Here is an 11,938-nt window from a genome sequence, read left to right on the forward strand (position 1 = left end):
GGTGCACACCTGTTCAAGCCACTCCGGCAAGTCATCGAGTCCATCAACCAGACCTTCAAAGGGCAGCTCGACCTGGAACGACACGGCGGTAAGACCCCAGCCGGAGTGACCGTCAGAGTCCTCTTCCGCATCCTCGCGTTAACCGCGGCGATCTGGCACAACGACAAGACCGGGCACCCCGTCAAGCGATCACTAACCGCCTACGATCACTGACCGCAACCACACCCCTTGGACTCATTCATCTAGAAGAGCCGCTCCGCTCAATGCAAGGCGTTATCCAAACAATTATATTTACACCCGGCGTTGAAAACTCTTTCCTTTGCTCGGTTCCGCAGCTGGCGGAATCGTATGCCTGAGCAGGACTGCTTAGCATGACGGTGCTCACCAGTGAAATCGCACAGGCGGTAGCCGCCTGCATGATCTTGTTCCTCAAAATCACGCGCCCCCCTTGGATCGGGTGTTCGATTTGAACTTTCGTGCACTTTATAGGGCTGTGGCGCTGAGGACGACAGGGAGTGAATATTGTGGCGGACTGTTGTGGAAGATGGGGGGTGATTTGGCGTTTCCTCCTTTTCTGCGCGCCTGGCCTCGATTCGTGAGTGGGGTTCGGTCGCTGATGGGTGCGGCGGGTTCGCCCGTAATATCTCCCGCCGTTCGGGGGCGGGTCGGCGCGTGGCGCTGCGGGTGCGCCGGGTTCCACGGGCCCGAGGTGGTGCGGTTCTCCTCCGTTCTGGTCTTCGTCGGGGCGGTCTCGGCCATCAGGTGAGGGCCGGGAGTTCGGTGAGCCTGCGCCAGCAGGTGCTGAACGCTTCAGCCCAGGGCCATGTCGTCTCGATGCGGAGCCAGCGGTTGCGGGCGTGGTGCGCGAGGGGGGCGGGCAGGTGGTAGAGATTCATGCGCATCATGTCCGGCTCGGCGTCCGCCAGGCCGTCGACGTCATACAGGCCCAGCAGGCGGACCCAGGCGTCCAGGTCGGCGGCGAGGTTCGCGGTGAGCATCCAACCGCGGTTCACCTCCCAGGCCCTGGACGGGAGATTGTGCAGGCCAAATGCCTTGTTCGTCCGCACCCGGTCTTCGACCTCGGCGTGATCACGGTGGAGGGCGTCGAGGAACTGCGGCTGATGAGAGCCGGGAACACCCCACATCCGGCCGATGTTCGTCGCGGTGATGCTGTAGCGCCAGACCGTCTTCTTCTCGAAGTCGGTCAGCTTCTTCAGCTGCCGGCCCGAGGGTCTGACCCGGCGGACGATCAGCCGGGTGTCCTTCGGCCAGCCCGTCCGGGCGTTCAGCCCGGTCAGCTCGGCTACGAAGTAGCCCTCCTGGAGGGTGCCGTCCTGCTTGAGCGAGGTCTCCCAGGCGTTCTCGGGGAGCGGGGCGATCGCCTTCTCGTCGTCATCGGTGATCTTCCAGCCGACGCTGAAACGCACCGTGCGCCGCTTGGTGTTGAGCGCGACCAGGTGTTCCAGCAAGCCGTGGGTGGCCCCGGCCCCATCCACGCGGACCAGGAGCTTGGCCGTGCTGGAGTACGGGATCTGGGCTAGCGCGGCGGCCAGGACCCGCAGGTGATCGGCGACCGTGTTGGAGCCGGCGTTGCCGCCCCGTAGCTACATCGCCAGGCACTCGGCGGTGTCCGCGCACCAGGCCGCAAGCGGGTGAAAGCCGAAGGTCTTCTTGAACGTGACTGGCGCTGGCTGACCGTGGGAGAGTTTCACGGACCCGCACTTGTCGCGACCGTGGAGGATCTTCCCGTCGGCGTGCCGATCACCATGGAGATGATGACGGATCACCCGGCCCGGCGGCGCTTCGGCTATGGGATCGGTGTGCGCATGAAGTTCGAGCAGGACGAGGCCAGCTTCCTGGGCGGGTCCGGCACGGTCTGAATTATGGGCTCCCCGGTCGCGATCATGGTCGGCAACACCGAGTGGCGCAAATGGGAGTAGGTCATGTCGGCCGGCCCGGCGGCAGGGGGAGTCGGGTCATGGCCACGGGTGTGCTTCAGGTATCCGGCAAGGGGGAGATCATCGAGATCGCCCTGCAGTTTCTGCCTGACTGGGTGTAGTACACGGTGCTCGCCCTCCTCCTGCTCGCAGTTGTCGGGTCCTGGGCCGTGAAAGACGAAGCGCAAGCTCACCTACTGGCGGGCGGTGCGCGCCGGTGAGCCCCTCCACGGGGCGGCGCAGTACGGGCAGGGCCGCGGGGCCGACTATCTGGTGTCGGACGCGCCCTCAGCGGCGTCTGGACGACGGCACGGCCTGACCCGGTCGGGTCCGTCAGTCGGACGCGCGGCCGGGTCCCCGCTCCGGGCATGGGAGGATCAAAGGCGGCGGGCCAGGGCCGCGCACCCGGTCGCGCCGTTGCAGTTTCAGGCGCGAGCATGAGGAGCACCGTTGAGCAGGTTGCGCTGGCTGACCGCAGGGGAGTCGCACGGCCCCGCACTGGTGGCGACGCTGGAGGGTCTTCCCGCCGGTGTCCCGGTCACCACGGAGATGGTGGCGGACGCACTGGCCCGGCGGCGGCTCGGCTATGGCCGCGGCGCTCGCATGAAGTTCGAGAAGGACGAGGTCACGTTCCTCGGCGGGGTGCGTCACGGGCTCACCATGGGCTCCCCGGTCGCCGTGATGGTGGGCAACACCGAATGGCCCAAGTGGGAGCAGGTCATGTCGGCCGACCCGGTCGACCCCGACGAACTGGCCAAGCTGGCCCGTAACGCCCCGCTGACCCGCCCCCGCCCCGGCCACGCCGACCTCGCGGGCATGCAGAAGTACGGCTTCGACGAGGCCCGGCCGATCCTGGAGCGCGCCAGCGCCCGGGAGACCGCGGCCCGGGTGGCGCTCGGCGCCGTCGCGCGGTCGTACCTCAAGGAGACCGCGGGCATCGAGATCGTCAGCCACGTCGTCGAACTGGCCGCGGCCAAGGCGCCCTACGGCGTCTACCCCACGCCTGCCGACGTCGAGAAGCTCGACGCCGACCCCGTGCGCTGCCTCGACGCCGCCGCGAGCAAGGAAATGGTCGCCGAGATCGACCAGGCCCACAAGGACGGCGACACCCTCGGCGGTGTGGTCGAGGTGCTCGCGTACGGAGTGCCGGTCGGCCTCGGCTCGCACGTGCACTGGGACCGGCGTCTCGACGCCCGCCTCGCCGCGGCGCTCATGGGCATTCAGGCCATCAAGGGCGTCGAGGTCGGCGACGGCTTCGACCTGGCCCGGGTCCCCGGCTCGAAGGCACACGACGAGATCCTGGTCACCGAGGACGGCATCAAGCGCGCCTCCGGCCGTTCCGGTGGCACCGAGGGCGGTCTGACCACCGGAGAACTGCTGCGGGTCCGCGCCGCGATGAAGCCCATCGCGACCGTGCCCCGCGCGCTGGCCACCGTCGACGTCGTCACCGGTGAGCCCGCCAAGGCGCACCACCAGCGCTCCGATGTCTGTGCCGTGCCGGCCGCCGGGATCGTCGCCGAGGCGATGGTCGCGCTGGTCCTGGCCGACGCCGTCGCGGAGAAGTTCGGCGGCGACAGCGTCCCCGAGACCCACCGCAACGTTCAGTCGTACCTCGACCACCTCCAGATCCGATGAGCGGCCCGCTGATCGTCCTCGTCGGCCCGATGGGCGTCGGCAAGTCCACGGTCGGTGAGCTCCTCGCCGACCGGCTCGGCACCACCTACCGGGACACCGACGGGGACGTCGTGGCCACGGCGGGCAAGCCGATCTCGGAGATCTTCTACGACGAGGGCGAGGAGCACTTCCGCGAGCTCGAGCGGGAGGCGGTACGCGCCGCCGTCGCCGAGCACACGGGCGTCCTCTCGCTCGGCGGCGGAGCCGTGCTCGACGAGACGACCCGCACCCTGCTCGCCGACCAGGCGGTCGTCTACCTCTCGATGGACGTCGAAGAGGCCGTCAAGCGGGTCGGGCTGAACACCGCGCGCCCGCTGCTCGCCGTCAACCCGCGTCGGCAGTGGCGCGAGCTGATGGACGCCCGCCGCCATCTGTACACCGAGGTGGCCCGGGCGACCGTCGCCACCGACGAGCGCACCCCCGAAGAGGTCGCCCAAGCGGTCCTCGACGCACTGGAACTGCCGGAGCGCGCGGACGATCCCGCAGCGCCCGGCCGGGAGAACACACACATGACGGACCAGGGACCCACGCGCATCCAGATCGCCGGCAGTGCGGGCACCGATCCGTACGAGGTGCTGATCGGCCGGCAGTTGCTCGGCGAGCTGCCGTCGCTCCTCGGCGACCGCGCCCGGCGGGTCGCGGTCCTGCACCCCGAGGCGCTCGCCGAGACCGGCGAGGCGATCCGTCAGGACCTCGCCGACCAGGGATACGAGGCCGTCGCGATCCAGCTGCCGAACGCGGAGGAGGCCAAGACCGTCGAGGTCGCGGCGTACTGCTGGAAGGCGCTCGGCCAGACCGGTTTCACCCGCACCGACGTGATCGTCGGTGTCGGCGGCGGCGCCACCACCGATGTGGCCGGGTTCGTCGCGGCTACCTGGCTGCGGGGGGTGCGCTGGATCGCCGTTCCGACAACCGTGCTCGCCATGGTCGACGCGGCCGTCGGCGGTAAGACCGGCATCAACACCGCCGAGGGCAAGAACCTCGTCGGCGCCTTCCACCCGCCGGCCGGGGTGCTCTGCGACCTCGCCTCCCTCGACTCGCTGCCCGTGCACGATTACGTCAGTGGCATGGCGGAGATCATCAAGGCCGGTTTCATCGCCGACCCCGCGATCCTCGACCTGATCGAGTCCGATCCGGAAGGTGCCCGTACACCCGCTGGACCGCACACCGCAGAGCTGATCGAGCGCTCCATCCGGGTCAAGGCCGAGGTCGTCTCCAGCGACCTCAAGGAGTCCGGTCTGCGCGAGATCCTCAACTACGGTCACACCCTCGGCCACGCCATCGAGAAGAACGAGCGCTACAAGTGGCGCCACGGCGCAGCCGTCTCCATCGGGATGGTCTTCGCCGCCGAGCTCGGCCGGCTGGCCGGCCGCCTCGACGACGCCACCGCAGACCGGCACCGCACGGTCCTGGAGTCCGTCGGGCTGCCGCTCACCTACCGCGGCGACCAGTGGCCCAAGCTGCTCGAGAACATGAAGGTCGACAAGAAGTCCCGCGGCGACCTGCTCCGCTTCATCGTCCTCGACGGTCTGGGCAAGCCCACCGTCCTGGAGGGCCCCGACCCGGCCGTGCTGCTCGCCGCGTTCGGGGAGGTGTCGGCGTGACCCGCAGGGTCTTCGTGCTCAACGGGCCGAACCTCGGCCGGCTCGGATCCCGCGAGCCCGATGTGTACGGAGCGACGTCGTACGCCGGACTCGTCGAGACCTGCCGGGCGCTCGGCAAGGAGCTCGGTTTCGACGTCGACGTCCGGGAGACCAACGACGAGGGTGAGCTGATCCGCTGGCTGCACGAGGCAGCGGACGGTTCAATTCCGGTCGTTCTCAACCCGGGCGCGTTCACCCACTACTCGTACGGGATGCGGGATGCGGCCGCCCAGCGCACCGCCCCGCTGATCGAGGTGCACATTTCGAACCCGTACGCACGGGAGGAATTCCGCCACAACTCCGTGGTCGCACCGGTGGCCACGGGGACCGTGGCGGGATTCGGCATCGGCTCCTACCGGCTCGCGCTCCGCGCCCTCGCGGACGAACTGACGGACTGACAGACCGGCGCACCGGACGGCCCACCGGCCGACGGGGCACTGCGTACCGGCCCCGGCCGTTGTCTCTGTGGCGGCCGGGGACGGTACGGTTGCCGTTCCACCAGCGCCAGTTGCCTGTACGAGACGGAGTGGCACCGGATGCAGCACGCAGTGGGGGCCCCGCTGCCGCCGCCCCAAGGATCCGGAAACGGACCCGCCGGCTGGACGCACCAGGCCCAGCACCCCGGACATCCCGGTCCGCCGGGGGCGCCGAACCCTCCCGCACCCCAGGGCCAGGGCTGGACCGGACCCGCCCCGCACCATGCCCCCGCGCCCGTCTCCCGGGAGACCACCGGGCACATCCAGCTGCCGCCCGGCGGCCCCGTCCCGCTGCCCGCACCACCCGCTGAGCCCGGCACCGGCACGGCCACGCTCGCCGTCCTCCTGATCGGTCCCGCGGGCGCGGGCAAGACCACCGTGGCCAAGCTGTGGGCCAGCCGCCGTCGGGTCCCCACGGCGCACGTCAGCCTCGACGACGTCCGCGAATGGGTCTGCTCCGGCTTCGCCGACCCGCAGGCCGGGTGGAACGACCACTCGGAGGCCCAGTACCGACTGGCCCGCCGTACCTGCGGCTTCGCCGCCCGCAATTTCCTGGCCAACGGCATCTCCTGCATCCTCGACGATGCGGTCTTCCCCGACCGCCCGGTCGTGGGCCTCGGCGGCTGGAAGCGCCATGTGGGCCCGGGTCTGCTGCCCGTGGTGCTCCTGCCCGGCCTGGAGATCGTGCTGGAGCGCAACGCCGCCCGCAGCGGCAACCGCCGCCTGTCGGACGAGGAGGTCGCCCGGATCCACGGCAGGATGGCGGGCTGGTACGGCTCGGGGCTGCCGATCATCGACAACTCGACCTACGACGTGGAGACCACGGCCCGCGTCCTCGACGACATACTCGCCCGCTCCATTGCCAGCCCGCCCGCATGGTGACGGCCCGGCGGCGGGTCCCGGCTCCGCATGCCTGAGCACGGCCCCGGCCTGCTGCCGCCCCCGGTCGGATGCGCTGACCGGGCAGCCCGGCGCTCCCGCTCGTAGGCTCGTGGCATGTCAGAGGTGTACACCGTCCGCCGCGCGCTGCTGCGGGACCGGTGCGCCGCCGTCGGATCCGCGGCCGCTCTCGTCTCCCGCCCCGCCAACGTCCGCTATCTAGCGGGCGGAGCGCCCCCGGGTGCCGTACTGCTGCTCGGCCCCGACGAGGACGTCCTTCTCTGCCCCCGCGCGCTGACCGGCGATCCCGCCCAGGGGCGCACCGACGACGAGCTGCGGCTGGCCCTGCTGCCCGCCACCGACGGCGATCCGGTGGTCGCAGCCGCTGACCTGGCCATTTCCTCCGGTGCGGAATCGCTCGCCGTCGAGGAGCACGATCTGACGGTCGCCCGCCATCGGGCGATGCGCGCGGTCGCCCCGCGGCTCCGGCTGGCCGACCTCGGCGCCACGGTCGAGCAGCTGCGCATCGTCAAGGACGAGGAAGAGATCGCCTGCCTGCGGATCGCCGCCGAGATCACCGACCAGGCGCTCGGCGAACTCCTCGAATCGATCCTCGTCGGCCGGACCGAGCGGCATCTCGCGCTGGAACTGGAACGGCGGCTGGTGGACCACGGCGCCGACGGGCCCGCCTTCTCGACCTCCGTCGCCACGGGCCCCAACTCCGGCCAGGGCCGTCACCGGCCCTCCGACCGACGGGTCGAGGAGGGAGATTTCCTCTCTGTCTGCCTCGGCGCGAACTATCGCGGCTACCGGTGCGAGATCGGTCGTACGTTTGTCATCGGGACCGCGCCGGCCGCCTGGCAGATCGACCTGTACGAGCTGGTTTTCGCCGCTCAGCGGGCCGGACGCGAGGCCCTGGTGCCCGGCACCGCGTACCGCGATGTCGACCGCGCGGCCCGTCATCTCCTGGACTCCGCGGGCCACGGTGACGGCCTCGCACCCTGGACCGGACACGGGGTGGGGCTCGAAATCGACGAGGACCCGCAGCTGGCACCGGCAGCCATGGGTAAACTGGACGCTTGTGTGCCGGTCACCGTCGAACCGGGGGTCCACCTCCCGGGCCGGGGCGGGGTCCGGATCGATGACACGCTCGTCGTGCGCCCCGAGGCGGACGGCGGACCCGAGCTACTCACCATTACGACCAAGGAGCTGCTCGCGCTCTAGCGCGCATCCTTGGTTGTCCACCAGCTTCAGTCCAGGAGATTCCGCAACCGTGGCTTCCACGAACGACCTCAAGAACGGCCTGGTGCTCAAGCTCGACGGAGGCCAGCTCTGGTCCGTCGTCGAGTTCCAGCACGTCAAGCCTGGCAAGGGCCCGGCCTTCGTGCGCACCAAGCTCAAGAACGTGCTGTCCGGCAAGGTCGTCGACAAGACGTTCAACGCCGGCGTGAAGGTCGAGACGGCCACCATTGACCGCCGCGACATGCAGTTCTCGTACATGGACGGCGAGTACTTCGTCTTCATGGACATGGACACGTACGACCAGCTCATGGTCGACCGCAAGGCTGTCGGCGACGCCGCCAACTTCCTGATCGAGGGCTTCACCGCCTCCGTCGCCCAGCACGAGGGCGAGGTGCTCTACGTGGAGCTGCCGGCCGCCGTCGAGCTGACCATCCAGCACACCGACCCGGGCGTCCAGGGCGACCGCTCCACCGGCGGCACCAAGCCCGCCACGCTGGAGACCGGTTACGAGATCGGCGTCCCGCTCTTCATCACCACGGGTGAGAAGATCAAGGTCGACACCCGCACGGGCGACTACCTCGGCCGGGTGAACAGCTAACCGTGGCTGCTCGGAACACGGCCCGCAAGCGAGCCTTCCAGATCCTCTTCGAGGCCGACCAGCGCGGTGAGTCCGTGCAGACGGTCCTCGCGGACTGGGTGCGGCTCTCGCGGTCCGACACCCGTCAGCCGCCGGTCACCGAGTACACGATGGAGCTCGTCGAGGGGTACGCGCAGTACGCCGACCGGATCGACGATCTCATCATCACCTACGCCGTGGACTGGGAGATCGACCGCATGCCGGTCGTCGACCGGAACATCCTGCGGCTCGGTGCGTACGAGCTGATCTGGGTGGACGGGACGCCGGACGCGGTGGTGATCGATGAGGCGGTCCAGCTCGCCAAGGAGTTCTCCACGGATGAGTCCCCGTCCTTCGTGAACGGGCTGCTGGCCCGCTTCAAGGACCTCAAGCCGAACCTTCGCCGGGAGTCGTAGCTTCTGGCGGCGTTCAGCCCACGAAGGGCCCACGGTCGTGCGACCGTGGGCCCTTCGGCGTGCGACTCCTGCGCGGGGCGGGGTGCGGTGCCCAGGTCCGGGGTGGGCGTCCTTGTCCTCAATCGCCGGACGGGCTTGATCTGTGCGCTGGTCCCCGCGCGCCGTCGCCTCGGCCCGGTAGTGGGTGGTCCGGGGCCCCTCCGGGGCGTCTCCTCGGGCGACGAACGTTCCGCGGGTACGCGGGGAGCCCGGGTCTTTGTTCATCGCCTTGCGGGGACTCCCCTGCACGGCCCCGGACGGGCCGTCGCGCGGCTGCGGCGATTCGGTCTGCCGGGGGTCAGGCCGAGTGATGCATGGGTGGGGCCGTGCAGGGGAGTACCCGCAGGGGCCGGCGCACGTGCCGGGTTCGCTCGCGCTGCCGGTTTCCGCGCCAGTTCCGAGGAGACGCCCCGGTGGGGCACCGCCCACCCCACCACCGGGCAGAGGCGGCCCCGCACCCGCTTGCCGGGTGCACAGTCAAGCCCGTCCGGCGATTGAGGACGGACCCCCTCCCCGGACCCGGGCAGCAAAAACGCCGCACCGCCGGGGGCCCAAAAGACACCCGGCAACCCGGCGGTACGTTTCTGCTGGCAGGGGATTCAGCCCCGCCCGCATGTCAGCCCTCGTCGTGGGCGACCGCGCGGCGCGCGTCCGCGTCCAGGACGCCCCAGCTGATCAGCTGCTCCGTGAGCACGGACGGCGACTGGTCGTAGATCACGGCCAGCGTGCGCAGGTCGTCCTGGCGGATCGAGAGCACCTTGCCGTTGTAGTCGCCGCGCTGGCTCTGGATCGTCGCCGCATAGCGCTGCAGCGGTCCGGCCTTCTCCGGCGGGACGTGGGCGAGGCGCTCCAGGTCCAGGACAAGCTTGGGCGGCGGCTCGGCGGCCCCACCGGGCGTCGTGCCGGGCAGAAGCTCCTGCACCGGGACACCGTAGAAGTCCGCCAGCTCGGCGAGACGCTGTACGGTCACGGCACGGTCGCCGCGCTCGTACGAACCGACCACGACGGCCTTCCAGCGGCCCTGGGACTTCTCCTCCACGCCATGGAGGGAGAGGCCCTGCTGGGTGCGGATGGCACGGAGCTTGGCCCCGAGCTGTTTTGCGTATTCGCTGGACATAAGGCTCCCCGGACGAAGTCTGGTAACTCACTGTGAGGTTACGCAGCGTTACTTGGATGCGTCAAGCCGAATGGTCCGCACCGGCACCTCCCGGGGTTGTGACCAAGGCCCGTGTAAGGCCTGGTAACGTTGATGACGCAAATTTCGACGTCCTTTAAGGTCCGTCCAGTGAGGCGGAGAAGGAGGTCCGTTTCTTATGGACGCACAGCACGAAGCCACCGGCAATGCGGCACGCCCCGTTCTTGAGGCTCCCGACATCGCCCGAGTACTGACCCGAATCGCCCACGAAATCGTCGAACGCGCCAAGGGCGCAGACGATGTGGTGCTGCTCGGCATCCCGACACGGGGCGTCTTCCTCGCCCGTCGGCTGGCCGACAAGCTCGAAGAGATCACGGGCCGGAAGGCGCCGGTCGGCTCCCTCGACATCACCATGTACCGCGACGACCTGCGGCTGCGCCCTGCGCGCGCCCTGGCCCGCACCGAGATCCCCGGCGAGGGCATCGAGGGCCGACTGGTCGTCCTGGTCGACGATGTGCTCTTCTCCGGCCGTACGATCCGCGCCGCGCTCGACGCGCTCGGCGACATCGGCCGTCCCCGCGCGGTGCAACTCGCGGTCCTCGTCGACCGCGGCCACCGCGAACTTCCGATCCGTGCCGATTACGTCGGCAAGAACCTCCCCACGTCGCTGCGGGAGACGGTCAAGGTCCAGCTCGCCGAGGAGGACGGCCGCGACGCCGTGCTGCTCGGTGTCCAGCAGACCGCCCCGGCGGGCGCGCAGTAGCTGCTCTCACCCGTACGGCCGACGTCCGGCCGTACGCATGCTTCCGCACGCCCGTATGCCTGAACCCTCCAGTCACCCCGGAGAACACCCAGATGAAGCGTCACCTCATCTCGGCCGCCGACCTCACCCGCGACGACGCCGTGCTGATCCTCGACACCGCCGAGGAAATGGCCCGCGTCGCAGACCGGCCGATCAAGAAGCTCCCTACCCTGCGCGGCCGCACCGTCGTCAACCTCTTCTTCGAGGACTCGACGCGTACCCGCATCTCCTTCGAGGCCGCCGCCAAGCGCCTCTCCGCCGATGTCATCAACTTCTCCGCGAAGGGCTCGTCCGTCTCCAAGGGCGAGTCGCTCAAGGACACCGCGCTGACCCTGGAGGCGATGGGCGCGGACGCCGTCGTCATCCGGCACGGTGCCTCCGGTGCCCCGTACCGCCTCGCCACGTCCGGCTGGATCGACGGCGCCGTCGTCAACGCCGGTGACGGCACACACGAGCACCCCACCCAGGCGCTCCTGGACGCCTTCACCATGCGCCGCAGGCTGGTCGGGGCCGATGCCGGGCTCGGCCGGGACCTGGAAGGACGCAGGATCACGATCGTCGGCGACATCCTGCACAGCCGGGTCGCCCGCTCCAACGTCCACCTGCTGCACACCCTCGGCGCCCACGTCACACTGGTGGCCCCGCCGACCCTCGTCCCGGTCGGTGTCGAGCAGTGGCCGTGCGACGTCAGCTACAGCCTCGACGAGGTGCTGTCGAAGTCCGACGCGGTGATGATGCTGCGTGTGCAGCGTGAACGGATGAACGCTGCGTACTTCCCGACCGAGCGCGAGTACTCCCGCCGCTACGGCTTGAACGGCGAGCGCATGGCGAGGATGCCCGAGCACGCCATCGTCATGCACCCCGGCCCGATGGTCCGCGGCATGGAGATCACCGCCGAGGTCGCCGACTCCGACCGGTGCACGGTCGTCGAGCAGGTCGCCAACGGCGTCTCGATCCGTATGGCGGTCCTGTATCTGCTGCTGGGCGGCTCCGAGCCCGCCACCCCTTCCCACCCGTCGCCCGCCGCCACCCTTGACCGAAGCGCTGCGCGCCCTGCCGATCCCGAGGAGAGCAAGTAA

10 protein-coding genes and 3 pseudogenes are annotated in these 11,938 nt (G+C 69.7%); 11 read left to right on the top strand and 2 right to left on the bottom strand.

Annotated elements, in window-relative coordinates; translation table 11 throughout:
- A pseudogene (locus ABZV38_RS23620) lies at positions 1 to 213 on the top strand (IS982 family transposase); the annotation flags it as partial.
- 545 nt (positions 214 to 758) lie between these two features.
- On the opposite strand, the pseudogene ABZV38_RS23625 reads toward ABZV38_RS23620, so the two are convergent.
- A pseudogene (locus ABZV38_RS23625) lies at positions 759 to 1,592 on the bottom strand (transposase); the annotation flags it as partial.
- Positions 1,593 to 1,652: 60 nt separating this feature from the next.
- Here ABZV38_RS23625 and ABZV38_RS23630 point away from each other — a divergent pair.
- The 8 genes and pseudogenes from ABZV38_RS23630 to nusB form a co-directional block, all read left to right on the top strand.
- Positions 1,653 to 1,937, top strand: a pseudogene (locus ABZV38_RS23630) (chorismate synthase); the annotation flags it as partial.
- A gap of 450 nt (positions 1,938 to 2,387) precedes the next feature.
- Complete coding sequence (gene aroC, locus ABZV38_RS23635; RefSeq protein WP_356329940.1) at positions 2,388 to 3,572, top strand: chorismate synthase; 1,185 nt, start codon at positions 2,388 to 2,390, stop codon at positions 3,570 to 3,572.
- Complete coding sequence (gene aroB / locus ABZV38_RS23640; RefSeq protein ID WP_356329941.1) at positions 3,569 to 5,215, top strand: 3-dehydroquinate synthase; 1,647 nt, start codon at positions 3,569 to 3,571, stop codon at positions 5,213 to 5,215. Before aroC ends, aroB begins: the two co-directional genes overlap by 4 nt.
- A complete protein-coding gene (gene aroQ / locus ABZV38_RS23645) occupies positions 5,212 to 5,652 on the top strand; it encodes a type II 3-dehydroquinate dehydratase (RefSeq protein WP_329200464.1) in 441 nt (146 codons plus the stop codon). The genes aroB and aroQ overlap by 4 nt, the downstream gene beginning before the upstream one ends.
- 138 nt (positions 5,653 to 5,790) lie before the next feature.
- Complete coding sequence (locus tag ABZV38_RS23650; RefSeq protein WP_356329944.1) at positions 5,791 to 6,612, top strand: Pro-rich N-terminal domain-containing protein; 822 nt, start codon at positions 5,791 to 5,793, stop codon at positions 6,610 to 6,612.
- 114 nt (positions 6,613 to 6,726) lie between these two features.
- The gene (locus ABZV38_RS23655) at positions 6,727 to 7,833 is read left to right on the top strand and encodes an aminopeptidase P family protein (protein ID WP_356329946.1); all 1,107 of its coding nucleotides are present in this window, start codon (positions 6,727 to 6,729) and stop codon (positions 7,831 to 7,833) included.
- Positions 7,834 to 7,882: 49 nt separating this feature from the next.
- Positions 7,883 to 8,449 (top strand): elongation factor P, encoded by a 567-nt coding sequence (efp, locus tag ABZV38_RS23660; protein WP_030918902.1) that lies wholly within the window; start codon positions 7,883 to 7,885, stop codon positions 8,447 to 8,449.
- Between the two features lie 2 nt (positions 8,450 to 8,451).
- The gene (gene nusB, locus ABZV38_RS23665; protein WP_356329948.1) at positions 8,452 to 8,883 is read left to right on the top strand and encodes a transcription antitermination factor NusB; all 432 of its coding nucleotides are present in this window, start codon (positions 8,452 to 8,454) and stop codon (positions 8,881 to 8,883) included.
- 655 nt (positions 8,884 to 9,538) lie between these two features.
- Here the strand turns inward: nusB and bldD are convergent.
- A complete protein-coding gene (gene bldD, locus ABZV38_RS23670; protein WP_014157378.1) occupies positions 9,539 to 10,039 on the bottom strand; it encodes a transcriptional regulator BldD in 501 nt (166 codons plus the stop codon).
- Positions 10,040 to 10,235: 196 nt separating this feature from the next.
- Here bldD and pyrR point away from each other — a divergent pair, with 196 nt between their 5' ends.
- The gene (gene pyrR, locus ABZV38_RS23675) at positions 10,236 to 10,820 is read left to right on the top strand and encodes a bifunctional pyr operon transcriptional regulator/uracil phosphoribosyltransferase PyrR (RefSeq protein WP_356329950.1); all 585 of its coding nucleotides are present in this window, start codon (positions 10,236 to 10,238) and stop codon (positions 10,818 to 10,820) included.
- 92 nt (positions 10,821 to 10,912) lie between these two features.
- Positions 10,913 to 11,938, top strand: coding sequence for an aspartate carbamoyltransferase catalytic subunit (locus ABZV38_RS23680; RefSeq protein WP_356329952.1), 1,026 nt, complete (start codon positions 10,913 to 10,915; stop codon positions 11,936 to 11,938).

Source organism: Streptomyces sp. NPDC005181 (assembly GCF_040608395.1).
In the GTDB taxonomy this organism is placed as follows: Bacteria; Actinomycetota; Actinomycetes; order Streptomycetales; family Streptomycetaceae; genus Streptomyces.